The sequence below is a fragment of the Saccharothrix mutabilis subsp. mutabilis genome (assembly GCF_039521145.1).
In the GTDB taxonomy this organism is placed as follows: domain Bacteria; phylum Actinomycetota; class Actinomycetes; order Mycobacteriales; family Pseudonocardiaceae; genus Actinosynnema; species Actinosynnema mutabilis.
The window spans coordinates 133,908-155,500 of record NZ_BAAABU010000012.1 but is presented as its reverse complement, the minus strand read 5'-3'; the positions used below and the strand labels follow the sequence as shown (position 1 = coordinate 155,500).

The 21,593-nt window shown below is 71.7% G+C and carries 22 protein-coding genes; 7 read left to right on the top strand and 15 right to left on the bottom strand.

The features are described 5' to 3' along the window. Window positions 1–91 precede the first annotated feature (91 nt). The gene (locus ABD126_RS24540) at window positions 92–1,114 is read left to right on the top strand and encodes a hypothetical protein (protein ID WP_343936244.1); all 1,023 of its coding nucleotides are present in this window, start codon (window positions 92–94) and stop codon (window positions 1,112–1,114) included. On the opposite strand, the gene ABD126_RS24535 is transcribed toward ABD126_RS24540, so the two are convergent. Continuing rightward, on the bottom strand, window positions 1,111–1,539 hold the full coding sequence (locus ABD126_RS24535; RefSeq protein WP_343936243.1) for a GNAT family N-acetyltransferase: 429 nt from the start codon (window positions 1,537–1,539) through the stop codon (window positions 1,111–1,113). The genes ABD126_RS24540 and ABD126_RS24535 overlap by 4 nt on opposite strands. 100 nt (window positions 1,540–1,639) lie before the next feature. On the opposite strand from ABD126_RS24535, the gene ABD126_RS24530 reads away from it, so the two are divergent. The 5 genes from ABD126_RS24530 (at window position 1,640) to ABD126_RS24510 (ending at window position 5,748) form a co-directional block, all read left to right on the top strand. Beyond that, window positions 1,640–2,605, top strand: a complete 966-nt coding sequence (locus ABD126_RS24530) for an ATP-binding cassette domain-containing protein (protein ID WP_343936242.1) — start codon at window positions 1,640–1,642, stop codon at window positions 2,603–2,605. Next, window positions 2,602–3,405 carry an ABC transporter permease gene (locus ABD126_RS24525; RefSeq protein ID WP_343936241.1) on the top strand — a complete coding sequence of 268 codons (804 nt, stop codon included), beginning with the start codon at window positions 2,602–2,604 and terminating at the stop codon, window positions 3,403–3,405. Before ABD126_RS24530 ends, ABD126_RS24525 begins: the two co-directional genes overlap by 4 nt. A 97-nt stretch (window positions 3,406–3,502) precedes the next feature. Then, window positions 3,503–4,657: an RtcB family protein gene (locus ABD126_RS24520; RefSeq protein ID WP_343936240.1), complete on the top strand. Its 1,155-nt coding sequence runs from the start codon at window positions 3,503–3,505 to the stop codon at window positions 4,655–4,657. A 60-nt stretch (window positions 4,658–4,717) separates the two neighbouring features. Next, window positions 4,718–5,281, top strand: a complete 564-nt coding sequence (locus ABD126_RS24515; RefSeq protein WP_343936239.1) for a hypothetical protein — start codon at window positions 4,718–4,720, stop codon at window positions 5,279–5,281. Continuing rightward, on the top strand, window positions 5,281–5,748 hold the full coding sequence (locus tag ABD126_RS24510; protein ID WP_343936238.1) for a hypothetical protein: 468 nt from the start codon (window positions 5,281–5,283) through the stop codon (window positions 5,746–5,748). The genes ABD126_RS24515 and ABD126_RS24510 overlap by 1 nt, the downstream gene beginning before the upstream one ends. A gap of 406 nt (window positions 5,749–6,154) precedes the next feature. Here ABD126_RS24510 and ABD126_RS24505 read toward each other — a convergent pair whose 3' ends face one another. From ABD126_RS24505 to ABD126_RS24445, 13 genes are all read right to left on the bottom strand, one after another. Continuing rightward, window positions 6,155–6,481, bottom strand: coding sequence for a hypothetical protein (locus ABD126_RS24505; RefSeq protein WP_343936237.1), 327 nt, complete (start codon window positions 6,479–6,481; stop codon window positions 6,155–6,157). A gap of 194 nt (window positions 6,482–6,675) precedes the next feature. Beyond that, window positions 6,676–7,473, bottom strand: coding sequence for an ABC transporter permease (locus ABD126_RS24500; protein ID WP_343936236.1), 798 nt, complete (start codon window positions 7,471–7,473; stop codon window positions 6,676–6,678). Further along, on the bottom strand, window positions 7,451–8,269 hold the full coding sequence (locus ABD126_RS24495; protein WP_343936235.1) for a 2-aminoethylphosphonate ABC transporter permease subunit: 819 nt from the start codon (window positions 8,267–8,269) through the stop codon (window positions 7,451–7,453). The genes ABD126_RS24500 and ABD126_RS24495 overlap by 23 nt, the downstream gene beginning before the upstream one ends. After that, entirely contained in the window at window positions 8,269–9,315 is a 1,047-nt protein-coding gene (locus ABD126_RS24490) for an ABC transporter ATP-binding protein (protein WP_343936234.1), read from the bottom strand. Before ABD126_RS24490 ends, ABD126_RS24495 begins: the two co-directional genes overlap by 1 nt. Window positions 9,316–9,338: 23 nt before the next feature. Next, window positions 9,339–10,343 (bottom strand): 2-aminoethylphosphonate ABC transporter substrate-binding protein, encoded by a 1,005-nt coding sequence (locus tag ABD126_RS24485; protein WP_343936233.1) that lies wholly within the window; start codon window positions 10,341–10,343, stop codon window positions 9,339–9,341. A gap of 3 nt (window positions 10,344–10,346) precedes the next feature. Further along, on the bottom strand, window positions 10,347–10,994 hold the full coding sequence (locus ABD126_RS24480; protein WP_343936232.1) for a phosphonatase-like hydrolase: 648 nt from the start codon (window positions 10,992–10,994) through the stop codon (window positions 10,347–10,349). Beyond that, on the bottom strand, window positions 10,991–12,109 hold the full coding sequence (locus ABD126_RS24475) for a TIGR03364 family FAD-dependent oxidoreductase (protein ID WP_343936231.1): 1,119 nt from the start codon (window positions 12,107–12,109) through the stop codon (window positions 10,991–10,993). The genes ABD126_RS24480 and ABD126_RS24475 overlap by 4 nt, the downstream gene beginning before the upstream one ends. Window positions 12,110–12,451: 342 nt before the next feature. Next, on the bottom strand, window positions 12,452–13,456 hold the full coding sequence (locus ABD126_RS24470) for a hypothetical protein (protein ID WP_343936230.1): 1,005 nt from the start codon (window positions 13,454–13,456) through the stop codon (window positions 12,452–12,454). Then, window positions 13,446–13,964: a SigE family RNA polymerase sigma factor gene (locus ABD126_RS24465; protein WP_343936229.1), complete on the bottom strand. Its 519-nt coding sequence runs from the start codon at window positions 13,962–13,964 to the stop codon at window positions 13,446–13,448. The genes ABD126_RS24470 and ABD126_RS24465 overlap by 11 nt, the downstream gene beginning before the upstream one ends. A 219-nt stretch (window positions 13,965–14,183) precedes the next feature. Continuing rightward, a complete protein-coding gene (locus ABD126_RS24460) occupies window positions 14,184–14,963 on the bottom strand; it encodes a GntR family transcriptional regulator (protein WP_343936228.1) in 780 nt (259 codons plus the stop codon). A gap of 58 nt (window positions 14,964–15,021) precedes the next feature. Then, window positions 15,022–15,849, bottom strand: a complete 828-nt coding sequence (locus tag ABD126_RS24455) for a glutamate ABC transporter substrate-binding protein (protein ID WP_343936227.1) — start codon at window positions 15,847–15,849, stop codon at window positions 15,022–15,024. A gap of 196 nt (window positions 15,850–16,045) precedes the next feature. Continuing rightward, window positions 16,046–18,697, bottom strand: a complete 2,652-nt coding sequence (locus ABD126_RS24450; RefSeq protein ID WP_343936226.1) for a bifunctional acetate--CoA ligase family protein/GNAT family N-acetyltransferase — start codon at window positions 18,695–18,697, stop codon at window positions 16,046–16,048. Window positions 18,698–18,701: 4 nt separating this feature from the next. Continuing rightward, complete coding sequence (locus tag ABD126_RS24445) at window positions 18,702–19,892, bottom strand: acetoin utilization protein AcuC (RefSeq protein ID WP_343936225.1); 1,191 nt, start codon at window positions 19,890–19,892, stop codon at window positions 18,702–18,704. A gap of 164 nt (window positions 19,893–20,056) precedes the next feature. On the opposite strand from ABD126_RS24445, the gene ABD126_RS24440 reads away from it, so the two are divergent. After that, the gene (locus ABD126_RS24440) at window positions 20,057–20,674 is read left to right on the top strand and encodes a DUF3558 domain-containing protein (RefSeq protein ID WP_343936224.1); all 618 of its coding nucleotides are present in this window, start codon (window positions 20,057–20,059) and stop codon (window positions 20,672–20,674) included. Between the two features lie 36 nt (window positions 20,675–20,710). Here the strand turns inward: ABD126_RS24440 and ABD126_RS24435 are convergent, their stop codons facing one another. Next, complete coding sequence (locus ABD126_RS24435; RefSeq protein ID WP_343936223.1) at window positions 20,711–21,559, bottom strand: sulfurtransferase; 849 nt, start codon at window positions 21,557–21,559, stop codon at window positions 20,711–20,713. Window positions 21,560–21,593: the final 34 nt, after the last annotated feature.

Below are 21,593 nucleotides of genomic sequence, written 5' to 3'. Positions count from 1 at the left end.
ACACCCTAGTGGTCCGGCGAAGGAATTTCAGTTCACTCGTTCGGGCTCTAAGAAGATGCATACGCACCCCATAAGATGCCACCGCCACAAGGTGCGGTTCACCCAGGACGAGCGCGCCGAGCGGTGGTCGGGCAAGGGCCGCCGGCCGTCGGGCGAGCTGTGGGCGGGCCTGGTGTGGACCACGCCGGAGGAGGACCGGCGCGGCCACCGCGGGCTCCAGCCGTCGTTGCGGGAGAAGCTGGAGGGCAGCAAGACCGCCGCCACCCGGGGCCCGTGGCAGGACAACCCCACCGGCTGGTTCTGCGCCGCGTACGGACCCTTCCGGCGCATGGTCGGCGGCACGCCCGACGCGCAGCGGCTGATGTCCAGCCTGGGCCCGGTGTCCCGGCTGGCGACGCGACGGCCTGCTGCCCGACGACTACCGCATCCGCGGCGTGGACTCCGACGGGCTGTGGGTGGACAGCGGCGGGCACCGGTTCCCGCTGCGCGAGATGAGCGACGGCTACCGCACCGTGGCCTCGCGGTGGACCGGGCGCTGTACGAGCGGATCGTCTACGGCAGCGGCGACGACGCCGTGTTGTCGGACCTGTTCGGGCTGGACACCCCGAACTCGGAACGGGCGCAGCGGCTGCGCGCCGAACTGGTGGAGGTGTGGGTGATCACCGGCGCCGCCTGCGCCACGTGCAACAGCAACCTCAAGCGCGACCGGTTCCCGGTGGCCGCCGACGGCACGCCGCTGCTGGTGGACCCGACCGTCGAGGACCCCTTCGAGCACCTGCTGCCGACCCCGGCTCTGGGCCAGTACGTCGGGCTGACCGACAAGGGCCGGGCGACCATCGAGGTGTTCGACCTGAACCGGCCGGTGCTGACGCAGGGACGCGAGCAGGCACACCGCGTGGTCGTCATGGCCCTCCACAAGTGGGCCGAGGGGCGCGAACGGGGTGCTGCGGAGCAGATGCTGGAAGCGGTGCTCACCGTGCGCGGCCAACCGCTCGCCGACGTCTGCCAGGCGATGCTGCGGCTCGCCGAAGCACCCGGAGCGGCCCGGGTGCTCGACTCGTCCGTCCTGCCCATCCTCCGTGACGCCGAACTGCGCAACCAGCTCCTGGTCTAAAGCACCTGGCTGAGCCAAGTGGACGTCTCGGCTTCGAACCCGTGGCGACCGTAGAACCGGCGGGCGGCGTCGTTCGGCGCTTCGGTCTCCAAGAACATCTTCCGCGCGCCGGCCTTGCGCGCCTGGTCCACCAACGCGCGCAGGACCGCACCACCGACACCGCCGCCCCGGTTGCGCACGAACAACTCGTCCAGCAACGCGTCCCGCCCGCCCGACTCCAGCGAGTAGCCCCAGGTGAGCACCGCGTACCCGCTGTCGAACAGCCACACCTGCCCGTACCGGTCGTCGGCCAGCAACGGCTCCAGCGCGGCCGTCACGAACGCCTCGTCGTAGTGGTGCCCGTCGATCTCGTAGAACTCCCGCACCAAAGGCAGGATGGTAGGAAGGTCCGATGTGGAGGCTCGCGTGATCGTCACGCCCTCCATGTTGACGGAAGGTTACGAAAACCGCTGGTCAGGGACGAGTTTGCGCTGACCGGGTGAAAAATACCGCCGAATTGTCGTACCGCGAGGCCATGATGACCCCATGGCAGATGCGATCGTGGCCGAGGGACTGGTCAAACGCTACGGATCGGTCGTCGCCCTCAACGGCCTCGACCTCGTGGTGCCGGAAGGCACCATCATGGGCTTGCTCGGGCCCAACGGCGCGGGCAAGACGACGACGGTGCGCGTGCTCACCACCCTGCTGGAGCACGACGAGGGCAAGGCGACCGTCTGCGGCCTCGACGTCGTCGCCGACGCCAAGGAGCTGCGCCGGCAGATCGGCCTGTCCGGCCAGTACGCGGCCGTGGACGAGAACCTCACCGGGTTCGAGAACCTCGACATGGTGGGCCGGCTCTACCACCTGGGCAAGAAGCGCAGCCGCGAACGGGCGCGCGAGCTGCTGGAGCGGTTCGACCTCGTGGAGGCCGCCGACCGGCCGGTGAAGGGCTACTCGGGCGGCATGCGCCGCCGGCTGGACCTGGCGGGCGCGCTGGTCGCCACACCCAAGGTGCTATTCCTGGACGAGCCGACCACGGGCCTGGACCCGCGCAGCCGGCTCGGCATGTGGGACGTCATCGAGGAGCTGGTCGCGGGCGGCACCACGCTGCTGCTGACCACCCAGTACCTGGAGGAGGCCGACCGGCTGGCGGACAAGATCGCCGTCATCGACCACGGCCACGTCATCGCGCTGGGCACCGCGGACGAGCTGAAGGCCCAGGTCGGCGGCGAGCGCCTGGAGCTGTCGGTCGGCGACGCGCAGGACGTGGCCAAGGCCCGCGAGGTCCTCGGCGGGTTGGCGATCGGCGAGATCGTGGTGGACGAGCGGGGCCACCGGCTCACCGTGCCCGTGTCCGGCGGGTCGGAGGTGCTGGTCGAGGGCATCCGGCGGCTGGACGGCGAGGCGATCAAGGTGCTCGACGTGGGTCTGCGCAGGCCCACGCTGGACGACGTGTTCCTGACGCTCACCGGGCACGCGGCCGAGGAGAAGCAGGAGGAGCAGGGGGAATGAGCACCATCGTGCAGGCGTTGGGTGACGGCGCGGTCGTCGCCAAGCGCAACCTGATCAAGATCAAGCGCGTGCCGGACCTGATCGTCTTCTCGACGCTGTCGCCGATCATGTTCGTGCTGCTGTTCGCGTACGTGTTCGGCGGGTCGATCGAGATCCCCGGCATGGACTACCGCGAGTTCCTGATGGCGGGCATCTTCGCCCAGACCGTCGTGTTCGGCGCGACCATCACCGGCAGCGGCCTGGCCGAGGACATCCAGAAGGGCGTCATCGACCGGTTCCGGTCGCTGCCCATGGCGCGGTCGGCCGTGCTGATCGGGCGGACCACGTCGGACCTGCTGAACAACGTCATCGTCATCGTCGTGATGTCGCTGACGGGGCTGCTGGTCGGCTGGCGCATCCACTCGTCGTTCTTCGAGGCGCTGGCCGGGTTCGCGCTGCTGCTGCTGTTCGCCTACGCGCTGTCGTGGGGCATGGCGATCGTGGGCCTGATGGTGCGCAGCCCGGAGGTGTTCAACAACGCGAGCTTCATCGCGATCTTCCCGTTGACCTTCATCGCGAACACCTTCGTCCAGGAGAGCAACCTGCCGGGCCCGCTGAAGGTCTTCGCGGAGTGGAACCCGGTGTCCGCCGTGACCGCCGCCGCGCGCGAGCTGTTCGGCAACACCAACCCGGCGTTCCCGAAGGCCGACGTCTGGTCGCTCCAGCACCCGGTGCTGACCACGCTCATCTGGGTCGTGGTCTTCCTGGTCGTCTTCGTTCCGCTGGCGATCCGCCAGTACCGCAGGGCGGTCAGCCGCTAGCGGGGAAGGGCCGGGCGGCTTCCGCCCGGCCCGCCTCGCCCCCTGACCACGGCGTAATCCGATCGCGGGCCACCGCGGGCCGACCTAGCCTTGAGCCATGACCGCAACGACGATCGCCGGTTCCCGCGTGGACATCCGGCTGTGGGCCAACCCGGACGAGGTCGAGGAGCAGGCGCTGCGACAGCTGCGCAACATCTCCGCCCTCCCCTGGGCGGTCAAGCACGTTGCCGTCATGCCCGACGTGCACTACGGCATGGGCGCCACCGTCGGCTCCGTCATCGCGCTCAAGGACGCGGTGTCCCCGGCCGCGGTCGGGGTGGACATCGGGTGCGGCATGACCGCCGTCCGCACCTCTCTCCACGCGAACGACCTGCCGGCCGACCTCCGGCACCTGCGCAGCGCGCTGGAGAAGGCCGTTCCGGTCGGTTTCGCCATGCACAAGGAGCCGGTCGTCGCGCCCGACGCCTTCTGGGACGGCTTCGACCGCCTCGTGCCGACGCTGGACCAGGGCAAGGCCCTGCGCCAGCTGGGCACCCTCGGCGGCGGCAACCACTTCCTGGAGGTCTGCCTCGACACCGACGACCGGGTGTGGGTCATGCTGCACTCGGGTTCGCGGGGCATCGGCAACCAGCTGGCGCAGCACCACATCGAGGTCGCGCGCAAGCTCGCGCACAACGAGAGCCTGCCCGACCCGGACCTGGCCGTGTTCCTGTCCGGCACGCCGGAGATGGCGGCCTACCGGCACGACCTGTACTGGGCGCAGGAGTACGCGCGCCGCAACCGGGCGACCATGCTCAAGCTCGTCACCGACGTCCTGCGACAGCACTTCCCCCACACCACCTTCGACGAGCCGATCAGCGCGCACCACAATTACGTGTCGGAGGAGCACCACTTCGGCGAGGACGTCCTGGTGACCCGCAAGGGCGCGATCCGGGCCCGCAAGGGCGAACTCGGGATCATCCCGGGCTCGATGGGCACCGGCTCGTACATCGTGCGCGGCCTGGGCAACCCGGACTCGTTCGAGTCGGCGTCGCACGGCGCGGGCCGGAAGATGTCCCGGACCAAGGCGCGCAAGACGTTCACCGCCGACGACCTGGCCGCCCAGACCGCCGGGGTGGAGTGCCGCAAGGACGCGGGCGTCGTGGACGAGATCCCGGGCGCGTACAAGGACCTCGACACCGTGATCGCGCAGCAGAGCGACCTGGTGGAGGTCGTCACGCGGCTCAAGCAGGTCGTCTGCGTCAAGGGGTAGGTGTTTCGCCCTCACTCGATCGTGGGAACCCGGTGGACATCCGAGCCAAGGAGGCCACAGATGTCCACCGGCACCCTCATCGGCGTCATCGTCGTCGTGCTGGTCGTCGTGGCAGCGGTCGCATTGCTGTCGCGATTCTTCTTGCAGCGCAAGCGGTTGCGCGAGCGGTTCGGCCCCGAGTACGACCGGGCCGTCGAGCGCAGCGACAACCGGATGGCCGCGGAGCGTGAACTGGTCGAGCGCGAGCGTGAGCACGCGAAGCTCGAACTCCGCCCGCTGACCCCCGTGACCAGGGAGAGCTACGCCCGCAACTGGTCGCGCATCCAGGAGCGGTTCGTCGACTCGCCGCAGGAGGCCGTCACCCAGGCGGACCGCCTGGTGACCGACCTGATGGCGGAGCGCGGCTACCCCACCGAGGGGTACGAGCGCCGCGAGGCGTTGCTGTCCGTCGAGCACGCGAACACGCTGGAGCACTACCGCGAGGCGCACACGATCTCGCAGCGCCAGGACCGGGGCGAGGCGTCCACCGAGGACCTGCGTGCGGCGATGGTGCACTACCGCACGCTTTTCGAGGACCTGCTGCACCGTCGCGAAGACGACCGCAGGGAAGAAGGAGCGCGCTGATGACCGAGCGGCTGACCACCGAGGACTTCGCCAACCGGAGGCACGACGAGCACGCCCCCGAGTACCGGGAGCCGGTGGCGGACTACGAGCAGGAACCGACCGGCTACTCCGACACCGACGTTCCGCACCAGGACCGACAGGAACAGCCGGCCGAGCAGTACGCCCACCCGGAGCAGCCCACGACGGACCGCTCCGACACCGAGCCGCTGTTCGGTTCGACCGAGGCAGACGGGTTCCGAACCGAGTGGCGGGCCCTCCAGTCGGACTTCGTGGACGACCCGAGGGACGCGGTGCGCCGAGCGGACGAGTTGGTGGCCCAGGTGGTCCAAAGCCTGGCCACGACCTTCGCCGACCACAAGCGTTCCCTGGAGGGCCAGTGGCAGCAGGGAGAACAGGTGGACACGGAGGAACTCCGCAAGGCCCTCCGCCGCTACCGCGCGTTCTTCGACCGACTGCTGTCCGTGTAACAGCAAGACAGTTCCAACTGGAAAACTCCAAGTGGGATGTGTCCCCCCGTGGTGCGTCCGGCGACCCGGGTGCACCACGGGCGACCCCCACAACCCGCCGCCCCAAGACGCCACCGCGCCGCAGGCGCCACGGGCTACCAGCCACAGGAAGGGCCTCGGTTCGTTCCCCGTACGGCCTGGGCGCAGCCCAACCGCGCTTGGGTCTTGTTTGCAACCACGCTTCACCGGTTGCAAACAAGACCCAAGGGTGGTTGCCTCCGGCAGGCCGTACGGGGAACGAACCGACGCCCTTCCACCCCCCGGGGGCCTGCCGCGCGGCGAGCGCCGCTTTTCAGCTCTTAGCTCTTAGCTCTTAGCTCTTCGCTCTTCGCTTTCGCTTTTCGCTCTTGAGGGCGCCAAGCCCACCTCACCCCGGAAGCTCGCGGATCTCCATCTCCAGGACGTCGATCTCGTCACTGATCGCCTCGTCCAACATCCGGTCCAACAGCACCGAGCAGTCCGTGACCACCAGCCCGAACCGCGGCACCGCCTCCCACCACACCGCCGGGTTGTTCCAGAACGACCCGGACCCCTGGTCCACCCCGTCCAGGCAGCGCAGCCGGGCGTCGTCCTCCGGCAACAGGCGCACGTACTCGATGAACCGCGCCAGCGCACCCGGGTCCAGGACGGGCACCGCGCCGTAGCCGCGCAGGCAGTCTTCGAGTTCCGCCAGGAACTCCTCTTTGAACGTCACGGCGCACCCCCGCTTCCCCCGCGCCGTTGCGGGTTGAGGGAGACTCACTTCAGAGGAACCAACGATAGCTTCGCACCTGCCCGAGGCGACGCCTGCCAATGGGCGTTACTCGGACACACTTCGCTAACGCTCGGCCTCCGAACCTCCGAACCTCCGAACCTCACCTCTCGCCCCACCTCACCTCTCGCCCCACATCACCTCTCGGCCGCACGCATCCGCACCGCCCCCAACGCCACCAACCCGGCCAACGTGATCCCCAACAGCAGCACCGTGGACGCCGAAGCCGCGAACACCTGCCCCCGGTCGGTCAAGGCGAAGACGCTCACCGGCAGCGTCCGCCAGTCCGGCGGGTACAACATGATCGTCGCGCCGACCTCCCCCATCGACAGCGCCAGCCCCAGCGACGCCGACGCCGACATCGCGGGCAACAGCACGGGCACCTGCACGCGCCACAGCACGCGCATCCGCGAGGCCCCCAGGCTCGACGCCACCGCCGCCAGCACCGGGTCCACGCGACGCTGCGCCGCCGACACGACGCTGAACGTGAACGGCAGCAAGATCACCAGGTGCGCCACCAGCACGATCCACCGCGTCCCGTTGAGCAGCAACGGCGGCCTGCTGAACGCCACCAGCAACCCCAGCCCCACCACCACCGAGGGCACGGCCAACGGCAGGTGGGCAACCGCATCCAACACCCGCCGCACCACGACAGGAGCCCGAGCCGACCCCAACGCCAACCAGGTCCCCAGCACCACAGCCAGCAACGCCGTGACAACGGCCGTCTGCGCACTCACCACAGCACTGGCCACCGCGTCCCCGCGCACCGCCCCAGCCAGGTGCTCCCCGGTCAGCTCAGCCGGCAGCACCCCGTTCCACGACCCGGCCACCGACGCCAGCACGATCATCGCCAACGGCGCCAGCACCACCACCGAGAACAGCACCGCGAACACCGCGACGGCGACCGCCCGACTACGCCGCGTCCACAGCAGCACGGCCCGCTCCCTTCGCGAACACCCACCGGTGCAGCGCGTACAAAGCACCGGAGAACACCACGTTCACCACCGCCACCACGCACGCCGCCGGGTAGTCGAACGTCACGATCGCCTTCGTGTAGACCAGCATCGGCAGCGTGATGACGTCCTTCGCACCGACGAACAGCACGATCCCGAACTCGTTCATGCACAGCAACAACACAAGACAGGCCCCCGACGCCAACGCCGGCAGGGCGTCCGGCAGCACGACCCGCCGCAGCACCCTCAGCGGCGAAGCGCCCAGACTCGCGGCCACGTCGAGCTGAGCACCCGGGAGCTGGCTGAACGCCGCCAACGCGGGCCGCATCACGAACGGCGTGTAGAACGTGATCTCCGCCAGCAACACGCCCCACGGCGAGTACAGGAAGTCCACCGACCCGTCCCCGAGGACCGCGTTCAGCACCCCGGCGCTGCCGTACAGGAACGTGAACGCCAACGCGATCAGGAACGACGGGAACGCCAGCACCACGTCCACCAGCCGCGACACCGCCCGCACCCCCGGGAACGGCGCGAACGCGATCACCAGCGCCAGGAAGACGCCCAGCACCAGGCACCCGGCAGTGGCCGCCACCGCCAGCAACGCCGTCCGCACCACCGCCCGCTGGAACTCCGCCGACCCCAGCACCGCCTGCCACGTCTGCAAGCCCACCGCGCCGTCGTCCGCGACGAACGACTGCCACAGCACCAACACCAGCGGGTACCCGAAGAACACCGCCAACACGGCGACCGGCGGCAGGACCCACACCAACCGCCGCATCACGCCACCCGAACCAACGGACAACCGTCCGGAATGGACACCTCCACCAGCGCCCCCACCGCCAACCCACCCACATCAACGACATCCGCACGCACCCGACGCCCCACCCCCAGCACCGGCCCCACCCCCGACTCCAGCCCCGGCTCCAACTCCAACTCCAGCCGAAACCCGGTCCCCCGCCACTGCACGGCCACCAACCGAGCCGCCAACCCACTCCCGCGATACTCCCGAACCCCCACCCGATGGGGCCGAACCCCCAACACCACAGGCCCTTCCACCCCACTGGCCGAAGCCTTCACCGACACGCCCCCCACGCGAACCGTCTCGGCGTCCACCACCTCAACCGGAATCAGGTTCGAAGCCCCCAGGAACGACGCCGTGAACGACTCCGCAGGCCGGTGGTACAAGGCCTCGGTAGCCCCCACCTCGACCAACCGGGCATCCCGCATCACCGCGATCCGATCGGCCAACGCCAACGCCTCACCCTGGTCGTGCGTCACGTACACCACCGCCGTACCAGGCAACTCCGCCCGCAACCGCAGCAGCTCGGCGACCATCTCCTCCCGCAACGCCGCGTCCAGCGCCGACAACGGCTCGTCCAGCAACAGCACCGGCGGCCGGATCGCCAGCGCCCGCGCGATGGCGACCCGCTGCTGCTGCCCACCCGACAACTGCCGCGGGTAGCGCCCGCCGAACGACCCCATCCCGACCAGGTCCAACACCTCGGCGACCCGGGCCGCCACCTCCCGACGCGGCATCCGCCGGGCGTGCAGCCCGAAGGCCACGTTGTCGAACACCTTCATGTGCGGGAACAACGCGTAGCTCTGCACCACGACCCCGAGCCCGCGCCGGTTGGGCGGCAGGTCGGTGACGTCGCGCCCGCCCAGCAGCACCCGCCCCGACGTCGGCCGCAGGAACCCGGCGATGGCCTTCAACGCGGTCGACTTGCCCGACCCGGACGGCCCGAGCAGCGCCAGGGTCTCCCCCGCCGCCACCGACAGGCCCAGGCCCTCCAGCGCAACGGTCCGTCCGAAGTGGACAGACACGTCCCGCAGCTCGACGGCCGGCGTCATCGCCCGACGGCCTTGGTGTAGGCGGCGATGTCGGCGTCCAGGGTCGCGACGACCGCCGTCCAGTCCGGCTGCCACACCTCGACGCCCTTCAGCAACTCCGACACCCGACCCTCCGCCGGCACATCAGCACGAGTCGCCTGCCCCAGAGCATCAGTGGGAATCGTCTTCTGCACCTCCGCCGACAGCAGGAAGTCGAGGAACTTCTTGCCGTTGTCGGCATGCGGCGCGCCCGCGGCCAGGCCCGCGAAGTAGGGGATGGCGAACGTCGAGCGCACACCCTTCTCATCCGCCGGGAAGAAGATCTCGAACTCGGACTTGTCGTCCCGGATCGAGGCGAGGTTCATCTGCACGTCGCCGTTGGCCACGAAGATCTCGCCCTTGGACACCTTGGGCTGCAACTTGCCGGTCGAGGACGACGGGCCGACGTTGTTGGCCTCCAGCCGGGCGAGGTAGTCCAGCGCGCCCTGGTCGCCGTAGACGTGCTTGAGCTGGAGCAGGACCGCGGTGCCGTCGCCGGCCTGGCCGGGCGTGGAGTACTGGAGCTTGCCCTTGAACCGGGGGTCCAGCAGGTCCTGCCAGGTCTTCGGCGCGAACGGCGCCAGCTTCGGGTTGTAGATGAAGTTCAGGTAGTTGTTGACGACCGCGGTGTACTGGCCGGTCCGGTCGGCGACCTTGTCGGCGTCGGCGGGCGTGTGGTCGGCCAGCAGCCCGGCCTTCGCCGCCCGCTGGATGAACGGCGGCAGCGTCACCAGGACGTCGGCCTGCGGGTTGGCCCGCTCCCGCTCGGCGCGGGTGACGACCTCGCCGGAGCCGCTCTCCACGAGCCGCACGGTGACGCCGGTCTTGGCCTTGAACTCCTCGGCGCGCTTGCCGTACCAGTTCGCCAGGCCGTCGACGGTGTAGACGGTGACGGTCTTGTCGGCGTCGGCGCTGCCGCCCGCGGTGCCGCCGCAGGCGGCGGTGAGCAGCAGGAGCCCGACGGCGAGAACCTTGCGCAGCATGGCTTACAACCCTTCGAGGACGGCGGGGAGGTCGCGGATCGAGTCGAGGACGTGCGTCGCGCCCACGCCTGCCAACTCGGCGCGGGAACCGGCCCCGGTGAGCACGCCCGCCACCACGCGGGCGCCCGCACGCAGGCCGGAGAGGACGTCGGAGGGCGTGTCGCCGACGACGGCGACGTCGCGGACGTCGGTGAGGCCGAGCCCGAGCACGGCGGCGAGCACCATGTCCGGGTAGGGACGGCCCCGACCGGCTTCGGCCGGGGTGGTCGTGAAGTCGGCCAGGTCGGTCCAGCCCAGGGCGGACAGGATCTGCCGCTGGGTCGTGCGGGCGAACCCGGTGGTGAAGGCGACCTTCACGCCCCTCGCGCGGAGGTCGGTGATGACCTGCTCCGCACCGGGCACCGGCGCGCACAACCCGTCCGCCACCAGTCCCGCATAGGCCTCTTCGAACGCCACGTTCGCCCGCTGCGCCAGGTCTTCGTCGGCCAACAGCCCCCGGAACACGGTGATCTTGGACTGGCCCATCGTGGCGCGGACGTGGTCCACCATCGCGGGCGTCGCGTCGGGCAGCGCGGCGTGGAAGGCGCGCTCCACCAGGCCGTCGTCCAGCACGGTCGTGCCGGCCATGTCGAGCACCACCAGCGCTGTCACAGGCCCACCGCCTCGGCCGTGTCGAACCCGATGGCGGGCGAGCACGTCATGCCGCGCCCGCCGGGCCCGGTCACCAGCCACACGCCCGGCTCCACCTCGCGGCGGTGCACGACCTGGGTGGTGTCGCGGCACTGGGCGTAGACGCCGGCCCACCGCCGCCGCACGCGCGGCAGCGGACGACCGAGCAGGGCCTCGGCGACCCCGGTCAGGTGCCGGTAGGGCTCGTCCTCGGTGTCGAACGGGAACGGCTCGTCGTAGCCGTGGGTGTCGCCGATGGTCAGGCCGCCGTCGAGGCGCTGCACCACCAGCAGTTGCATGGCGTGCGCGCGGGCCACCTCGGGCTGGGGTTGGTCGCGGTTGAGCGCGTCCAGCGCGGCGCCCCGGTAGGCGGGGTAGTAGCGGAAGCTGTCGCCGTCTGCCACCGACGTGGTCAGCGGTTCGTCCAACGGCTCGGTCTGCATCATCTGCAACCGCACCCGGCGCACCGGCACGTCCCCGGCCAGCTCGCGGACCAGCCCGCCCAGCCACGCGCCCGTGCACAGCACGACCACGTCCCCGCGGTGCTCGTCACCCCGGTCGTCGACCACCCGTCCGGCCGACACGGACCGGACTTCCCGCCCGGGCAACCAGGTGTACCGCCCGGACGCCGCCAGGAAGGCCCGCAGCGCCGGCTGGGTCACCCGCGGCTCGACCGCCGCGTCCCGGTCGCACCACAGCGCCCCGAGCATGTCCCCGCGCAGCGCGGGGTTCAGCTCCCTCGCCCGCGCCGGGTCCAGCAGCCGCAGCCCGCGCCGCGCCGCGTCGTCGCGCCCGACGGTCTGCTCGGCGACGGCCACCTCCAACGGCGTCCGCAACACGGTCAGCGACCCGTTGGCCCGGAACCCGATCCCCGGCACCCGCTCCCCGACCCGCTCCCACAGCTCCCGGGCCCGCAGGGCGACGTCCAGCTCGGCGCCCGCCGCCCGGCCGCCGACCCACACCAGGCCGAAGTTGCGCACCGAGGCTCCCCGGGCCTCGGGTTCCCGTTCTAGCTGGACCACTTCGTGACCGCGTTCGACGGCCTGCCAGGCGTGCATGGTCCCGAGCACGCCGCCACCGACAATGAGCACTCGCACGCCGGGAACGGTGCGTTGTCGCAGCGAACCACCCATGTCCGCGCAGGAACACGCAGATGAACTCCACATGTGGACTAGATGAGTTACCTGCCCGTTACGAAAAGAGGCCCGCACCCCCGGTGCGGGCCTCCCTGGGCCCCCGAGCCTCCCCGCCCCCCGGGCCTCCCCGGGCCCCCTAGCCTCCCCGCCCCCCAAGCCTCCCCGGGCCTCCCGAGCCTCCCCGGGCCTCCCCGGGCCTCCCCCGTCAGGCGCGGGTGAACTCCATGACCCGGTTCGACTCCCACGTCCGCCCCGCTGGTCCCCAGCCCCGCCTGCCGTCGTCGGCGAGCAGGTCACCGAGGGTCAGCCCACCAGGGCCAGACCCAGTTCGGCGAGCTGCGCCTCCGTCAGCGGCAGCGTCGGCCGGCCGGGGCCGACCCGGTGCGGGCGCGCGGGGTCCTGCCGGTTGGTGGCGAAGTCCCAGCCGCTGAAGTTGCGCACCGACACCGAGTGCAGCCGTCCGTCCGGCAGGTAGATCCGCAGGGTCTGGTCCAGCGACGCGAACGGGTCGCTCGGCGCCACGTCGTAGATCTGCAACACGGTCCCGTCCGCCAGCACGTGCCGCTTCGGTGGCCGGCAGTTGCCCAGGTCGTAGGCCTGCTCGTCCGCCGCGGTGAGTGGATCACCGGTGAACCGGCCGAAGGTGAGCACCAGGCTGCCGACACCGCCGGTGTCGGCCACGTGGACGGTGTAGTCGAACCCGGTGCCGGTGTTCGACCCGGTGGCCGGCCGCCTCCGCTCGATCAGGAGGTCCACCGACGGGACATCGGCCACGATCCCCGAGCTGTTGCTCGGCCTCGGGACCGACATGCCGGTGACGCGGCTGTCCAACGACACCCCCATCACCTCGGCCACGAGCCCCCTGACCCGGCCCTGCAAGTCCGCCAGGTCGCCGCGGACGCTGTCCAGGTCGCGGCCGGTGGGGTCGGGGACCTCGCACCTGGGCGCCGGCCCGGTCGGCCAGCCGGCCGGTGGTCGCGCGGTCGGCGCCGGGGTCCACGTGGTGTGCGGGGGGCGCGTCGGCAGGTCGGCCCGCGGCCACGGCGCTTCGGTCGAGGACGTCCCCGTCGCGGACGTCCCGGACGCGCCGACGTCCTGCCCTCCCGAAGGCAGGGCTCCCACGCCGACCGCCACCGAGGCCACCCCGGCGACCGCGGTCATCGTCGCCAGCGCGGCGCCGAACCGGTGGCGCCGACGCCGCCGCCGGCCCCGGGCGACCGCGTCGTCCAGCCCGCCACGGGCCGTCGGCGGGGTCTGCCGCGCCAGTTCGGCCCGCAGCGCGGTCCCGAGGTCGTCGTCATCCCACATCCCGCACGCTCCGCTCCGCTGTGTCGGCCTCGCGGTACGCCGCCCGCAACGCCTGCATCCCTCGTGACAGTTGACTTTTGACGGTGCCCGCCGAGCACCGCAGCACCTGGGCGACCTGCTCGACGGGCAGGTCGTGGACGACGCGCAGCACGAGCGTGGCCCGCTGCCTCGGCGGCACGTCCTGCAACGCCGCCAGCAGCGACTGCTGCTCGTCGACGCGCGCCAGGTCCCGCGAGTGCTCCGGCCGCTCGGGCGTCTCGGCGACCAGGTGCTCCTTCGCGCGGCCCCGCCGCCTGGTGTCGAGGAAGAGCCGGACGAGGGTGGTGCGCAGGTAGCCCTCCGCGTTGCCGCCGGCCACGCGCGGCCACTTCGCGTAGAGCCGGACGAAGCTCCCCTGGGCCAGCTCCTCGGCCTCCAGCCAGTTGCCGCACAACGCGTAGGCGGTGCGCCGCGCCGCGTCGAACCGCGCCGAGTAGAAGTCGGCGAAGTCTTGATCGAAACCGGCCACCGGCATCCTCCCGCAGATCTTGGACGGGCTAACAACGCGGTCGGCCCCCGGGAGGTTGCACGCCGAAGGGAGACCCCGGTCGGTGGTGACCGTGCCTGTGGTGGTGTCGCCGGCCCGACCGGCTGCTCCGCCGGGGCCTGAACGCCCAAGCGCCTGCCTCAGCGGCCCCGGTCGCCCACGTGACGACGACCGTGCGCGCGCAGGCGCGGCTCTACCCGATCAACGCCCCTCGGCCCGCAACCGGGCCACGAAGCTGAACCGGTCCCCCCGGTACAGCGACCGGACGCGCTCGATCGGCACGCCGTCGTCGTCGTGCGACACGCGGTGCAGCAACAGCATCGGCAGCGCCGGGTTCGTGCCGATCAGCAACGCCTCCCGGGGCGTCGCGAGCACGGTCTCCACCCGCTCCTCCGCCTCCGCGAACTCGACCCCCAGCCGGTCGGTCAGGCACGCGTACAGCGAGGTCGTCGGGTCGAACACCTCCAGCAGCGTCGGGAACCGCGCCTCCGGCAGGTAGGTCGACTCCAGCCCCACCCGCTCCTCGTCGGCCAGCAGCACGCGCTCCAGGTGCACCACCTGGTCACCGCGCTCGATCCGCAGGTCCCGCGCCAGCACGTCGTCCGCCGGCAGGTGCTCGACGGTGATGACGCTGCGCGCCGGGTCCACGCCCTGGCGGCGCATGCCCTCGGTGTAGCTGACCAGCGACAGCGGCTGCACCAGCTTCGGCGGGGCCACGTAGGTGCCCGACCCCTGCCGGCGCTGGAGCTTGCCCTCCAGCACCAGTTCGCCCACGGCCTGCCGCAGCGTCACGCGCGACACGGAGTAGCGCTCGGCCAGCTCCCGCTCGGAGGGCAGCGCCGTCCCCTCCCCCAGCGCCTCGATGAGCCAGAGCAGCTCGGTCTTCACCGCGTAGTAGCGCGGGATGCGACCGTGCTCGGGGATACCGGCGCGGACCGGTCCGTCCGCTCGGTACTGGGGCGCGAAATGCGAAGCAGGCACCCGGCGAGCCTACGACCTCGAACCCGCCGGTCAGACCGCTATCGGAGTGGGTCCCGGGTCACGAGCTGATCTTGGGCGGCTCCGGGATGGCGTAACCGGACTGCCCCACGTTGGCCTCCAGTGACCTGCGCCACTCGCCGGTGTCCATCATCTTCTGGACGGCGGCGGTCACCTTCGCCTTGCCGGCGGCGTCCCCGCGGCGGATGCCGATGCCGTACTTCTCCTCGCTGAACGGCTTCCCCACCACCCTCAGCAGCTCGGGGTTCTGCGCGGCGTAGCCCGCGAGGATCACGTCGTCGGTGGTGAGCGCGTCCACCTGCTCGGCCAGCAGCGCGGTGACGCAGTCGCTGAAGTTCGGGTAGTTCACCAGTTCCACGGACTGCGCGAACTGGTCCTTCACGTACTGCGCCGAGGTCGTGTTCTCCACCGAGCACAGCCGGATCCCGGCGGTGAGCGACTCCGGACCGGTGATCCGCGTGTCGGACAACCGGACCAGCAGGTCCTGCCCGGCGATGAAGTACGGCCCGACGAAGTCGATCACCTCCTTGCGCTTCTCGGTGATCGAGTAGCTGGAGACGACCAGGTCCGCCGTGCCACTGGTGAGCAGCTGCTCGCGCTGCGACGGCGTGGCCTCGATGAACTTCACCTTCGACTCGTCCGCGCCCAGTTCCTTCGCGACGTACCGGGCCACGTCCACGTCGAATCCCTTGTAGACGCCGTCCAGCCGGCGCACGCCGAGACCGGGTTGGTCGTAGGCCACGGCGATCGTCAGCTTGTTGGACGTCGCCTTGCCGACGAGGGTCGTGTCGTCGCCGGAGGAGCACGAGGCCAGGACCAGCGCGGCGGAGCACACCAGAGCGAGGGCGCGCAGCGATGCCAGTGCCATTCTTCCCCTTTTCGGGTCCTCGAAAGATGTCGGAAACCTAAGCGGCGAAAGGTTTTCCGTCCATAGTCGAGCCGAACTTGACCCTTTCCGGATCGGTCAAGGGTGACAGTTGCGCATCAACCTGGAGATCGCCGTAACGCGGGAGCAGTGATTTTTCCACCACCCACCCGACATTCCGGCAAAATCCGCACTCGCCTTACCGGCCCCCACCGGGCGACCGCAGCCGCCGCGGCCCGGTGTCGTGACGAGACGGCGGCGGCCCCAACGTCAACCGGGCGCTGGTCACGAACGCCCCGGCCGCGCTGGCCAGCACGGGTTCCAACGCCAACTCCCGCACCTCGGGAAGATCTTCGGCCAACGCCGCCAACCGCAGCACGAGTTCCTCCAGCGCCGGGAGATCGGCCGATTCCCCACCCCGGTAGCCCGCCAGCAGCGGAGCCGCCTTCGGAGCGCGCACCAACGCCCGCGCGTCCGTCTCGGTCAACGGCACCGCCCGATATGCCCGATCCCCCAACAGGTCACTGACCAAACCGGACAGCCCGAACGACACCAACGTGCCGAACGACGGGTCGTCCTGGAGTCCCACCACGCAGGAAATCCCCTTGGGAGCCATGCGCTGCACGTACACATCGGACCGTTCGGACACCTCGGCCAGCATGTCGTAGGCCGACCGCACCGCGTCCTCACCGGTCAGGTCCAGCCGCACGCCCACCAGGTCCGTCCGGTGCCGCAACCGCTCGTCCACCGACTTCAACGCCACCGGGTACCCCAGCGCGGCAGCCGCCGCCACGGCCTCCTCCGCCGACCGCACCACCCGGAACGGCACGACCTCGACCCCATAGCACGCCAGCAGCCGCACCGCGGTCTCGTCGTCGACCCGGCGCTCCTCGACCAGGTCCAACCCGTCCACCAGCGCCTGCGCGGCCACCGCGTCGATCCCGGACGGCCGCACGAAGTGGCCCTGCGGCTCGGCCCGCCACCGCGCGTACCGGGCCGCCCGCGCCAACGCCAGCACCGCCCGCTCCGGACTCGGGTAGGACGGCACCGACCCGCGCCCCGGCGCGCCGTCCGGGCCGGGCACCGCCAGTTCGTCCGGCACGCCCTCGACCGCGAGGAACGTCGAGACGATCGGCTTGGTCCCCGCCACCTCCCGCAGCGCCCGCGCGAACGCCGCCCCCGGCACCGCCAGCGGCGGCACGAACACGACCACCAACGCGTCCGTGTCCGGGTTCTCCAGGGCGTCCCGGACCGCCGCCGCGAACACCTCCGGACCGGCCTGCGCGCCGACGTCCACCGGCGGCCCGGCCAGCTCCAACCCCTGGGCCAGCGCCGTGTCCGCCGCCAGCAGCCCGATCGCCGTCGAGTTCCCGACCACCGACACCCGCGGCCCGGCCGGCAGCGGCTGGTGGGCCAGCAGCAATGCCGTGTCGAACAACTGGGCCAGCGACTCCACCCGGATCACGCCGGCCTGCTCGAACAACGCCTGCACCGACGACTCGTCCACCTGCACGCCGGTCGCCGCCAACGCCGGGGACACCGCGTGCCGCCCCGACTTCACCGCCACGATCGGCTTGGTCCGCCCCAACCGCCGCGCCAGCCGCGCGAACTTGCGCGGGTTGCCGAACGACTCCAGGTACAGCAGCACCACGTCCGTGGCCGGGTCGGTCTCCCAGTACTGGAGCATGTCGTTGCCGGACACGTCCGCCCGGTTGCCCGCCGACACGAACGTCGACAGGCCCAACCCGCGCTCGGCCGCCGCCGCGAGGATCGCGGTCCCCAGCGCACCGGACTGGCAGAAGAACCCGGTCCGCCCCCGTCCCGGCAACCTCGGCGCGAGGGTCGCGTTCAGCCGCACCGACGGCTCGGTGTTCAGCACGCCCAACGCGTTCGGCCCGACCACCCGCATCCCGTGCGCCCGCGCCTCCGCCGCGAGCCGCCGCTCGGCGCTCAACCCGCCCGGCCCGGTCTCCCCGAAGCCCGAGGTCACGACCACCAGCGCCTTCACGCCCTTGGCCAGGCAGGCGTCCATGACCTCGTCCACGCCGGCCGCCGGCACCGCGACCACGGCCAGGTCCACGTCGTCGGGGATGTCCAGCACCGACGGATAGGCCCGGACCCCGCGCACCGACCGGTGCTCGGCGTTCACCGGGTACACCGGCCCGTGGAAGACGCCTTCCAGGAGGTTCGCCAGCACCGCGTGACCGATCTTGGTCGGGTCGGTCGACGCGCCGATCACCGCCACCGACCGCGGGTGCAGCAGGTTGTGCACGCTGCGCGCCTCGGCCGCCTGCTCGCGCGCCCGCGCCACCGCCACCGACTCCTCGGTCGGGTCGATGTCGAACTCCAGGTGCAGGACGCCCTCCTCGAACGCGCGGCTGACCTTGTACCCGGCGTCCCGGAAGACCCGCACCATCTGGCCGTTCTCCGCGAGCACCTCGGCGGTGAACCGGCTCAGCCCGCGCTCGCGGGCCGCCGCCGCCAGGTGCTCCAGCAGGATCGACCCGAGGCCCCGGCCCTGGTGCTCGTCCTGCACGACGAACGCGACCTCGGCGCTGTCGCCCCCACCCAGCCGGTCGTAGCGACCCACGGCCACGATGTCGTCACCCAGCAGGGCGACGAACGCCACCCGGTCGGCGTGGTCGACGGTGGTGAACCGCTCGACGTCCCGCTTGGGCATCCGCGGGTACGGGCCGAAGTAGCGGAAGTAGCGGGTCCGCTCGGACAGCCGGCCGTGGAAGGCCAGCAGCTTCTCGCCGTCGTCGGGGGTGATCGGGCGCAGGTGGACGGTGCCGCCGTCGCTCAGGACGACGTCGGCCTCCCACGTCCGCGGGTAGTCGTACGGGTCCACCGGGTCAGTCCCTCGGGTCGTCGGGGTCCAGGCCGTGCAGCGGGAACACCGCGCGGCGGGTCTCGCGGACGGCGGCGTCCAGCGGGGTGTCCGCGTCGCCGCCCCACGGTTCGAACGCCACGTCGGCGTCGTCGGACATGGTGGTGGGCAGCGGCCAGTTCGGGGCGCGGCGGGCGGTGTCGGCGACCCAGTCGGCGGGCAGCGGGGTGGCCGGGTCCACGTCGCGGTCCAGCACGGTGGCCAGCAGGTGCGTCCAGGACCGGGGCACGACGCGGACCAGCTCGTACCCGCCGCCGCCCAGCGCGAGCCAGCGCCCGCCGGTGATCTCCTCGGCCAGGTCGCGGAAGGTCCGGTAGATCGCGCGGTGCCCGTCGACCGACAGCGCCAGGTCGGCCAGCGGGTCTTCGCGGTGGGTGTCCACGCCGCACTGGGTGACCAGGATCTGCGGCCGGAAACTCCGCAGCAGCGCCGGGACGGTCGCGTGGAAGGCGCGCAGCCAGCCCGGGTCGCGGGTGCCCGGCGGCAGGGCGAGGTTCACCGCGGTGCCCTCCGCGCCCGGTCCGCCCAGCTCGGAGGGGCGGCCGGTGCCCGGCCACAGGCTCAGCGGGTTCTGGTGCAGGGAGACGGTCAGGACGCGCGGGTCGTCGTAGAACGCGTCCTGGACGCCGTCGCCGTGGTGGACGTCGGAGTCGATGTAGGCGATGCGGTCGAAGCCGTTGTCCAGCAGCCACGAGATGGCCACCGCGCAGTCGTTGTAGACGCAGAACCCGGCGGCGTGGTCGCGCATGGCGTGGTGCAGGCCACCCGCGATGTTCACCGCCCGCTTGACCTCCCCGGACGCGATCCGCCGCGCCGCCGCCAGCGAACCGCCCACGACCAGCGCGGACGCCTCGTGCATGCGCTCGAACACCGGGTTGTCGGCGGTGCCCAGGCCGTGGCCGACGTCCCAGGCGGCCATCGGCGCGGCCTGCACGGCGGACAGGTAGGACGGCTCGTGGACGCGTTCGATCTCGGTGTCGGTCGCGGGCGGCGGCGCGAGCGTCTCGACGCCGTCCAGCACGCCCAGCGAGGTCGCGAGCCGGACGGTCAGGTCCAGCCGGACCGGGTTCAACGGGTGGTCGCCGCCCAGGTCGTAGCCGAGGAACGACTCGTCCCACACGACGGCGGCGGTGGCGGTGACCTCTTCGGCGCCCATGCCTCCGGAACCTAATGCACGCGCCCACCGGTGGTGTGATCACAGGTTGGCCGCTCCCGACGTGCGACCGTCGCGGCAGGTCCTAGAGTCTGCCGCGACGGGCCGGGGCGGAACGCGTTCACCCAGGATGGAACCCCGCGCGTCGGAACGGGGTCAGACAGGACATGCGACGCTCCACCACCCTCACGGCCACGCTGGCGCTGGCCCTCGTGCTCGGCCTGTCCGCGTGCGCCACGACGGTCACCGGCTCCGCGAAGCCGGCTGCGGGCGGGTCGAGCGCCGCCAAGACGACGTCCGGCAAGCCCAGCGCGACCAAGGAGTCCACGAGCGGGCGGAAGACGGCGGTGAGCACCACGGTCACCAAGCCGGGCAGTTCCGGCGGGAGCGTGAAGGTCGGCACGCGCAAGAAGTCCGAGGGCTACGACAGCTGCGAGCTGCTCACGCCGCAGGACGTCGCCGAGGCCGTCGGCGCCCGGAAGCCCGGCGACCCGGGCTGCGTGCAGAGCACCGACGAGCCGTTCACGCTGGTGCTGTTCCGGGTGGGCTTCGACACCACCGACGACCAGGAGCGCCGGGAGTTCGAGATCGGCGGCAACACCGCGTACGAGGTGCAGGAGGAGGGCGGCTCCTGCACCGTCGTGGTCGTGCTGGACGAGCCGGGCACCGTCGGGCTCACCCCCGCCTTCACCGCCAACGTCACGCCGATCGACGACAGCGGCAAGCCCTGCGAGGCGGCCCTGAAGCTCGCGACCAAGGGTTTCGAGAAGATCCCCAACGCCTGAGTTCGACGGCGGCCTCGCAGGGCGGGGTCGCGTGGATCAGGGGTTGGGGCCGGTGGCCAGCGGCCGGGACGGGTCCACGCACCAGTGCGACCACGAGCCGGCGTACAGCTCGGCCGGCTCGTCCGGGGTCGTCACGCCGGCCGCCTCCAGGGCCAGCACGACCGACGACGCCGTCACGCCCGACCCGCAGTAAGCGCCCACGCGCGCACCGTCACGCACGCCCAGCGCCTGGAACCGTTCCGCCAGCGCCGCGGGGGCCTGCCAGCGGCCGTCCGCGCCGACGTGCTCGGTCGAGGGGGCGTTCACCGCGCCCGGGATGTGCCCCGCGCGCGGGTCCACCGGCTCGGTCTCGCCCCGGTAGCGGGCGGCGGCGCGGGCGTCGAGCAGCACGCCCTCGCGGGCCAGCGCCGCGGCCTCGTCGGCGTCCACCACGGGCATCGCGCCGGGCCTGACCACGATGTCGCCCTCGGTCGCCGGCGGGACCTCCGCGGTCACCGGCCGGCCCTCCGCGACCCACGCCGCGAACCCGCCGTCCAGCACGGCCACCTCGCGGTGCCCGGCCCACCGCAGCAGCCACCACAGGCGCGCCGCGACCGACCCGTCACCACCGTCGTACACCACGACCGGGTGACCCTGGTCGATCCCGATCGAGCGAAGCACGCGCTGCAGGTCGTCCGGCGCGGGCAGCGGGTGGCGCCCGCCTTCGCCCGGCGCGGCGGAGAGGTCGGTGTCCAGGTCGAGGTAGTGCGCGCCCGGGATGTGCCCGACCTCGTAGTCTTGACGTCCGGGAGGTCCGCCCAGCCGCCAGCGGACGTCCACCACGACCGGCCCAGCGGCGTCGGCGAGCGCGGAGACCAGGGCTTCGGTGCTGATCAATGGATGCACGGCACCATCCTGCACCCCTCACCGGGCGACTAGC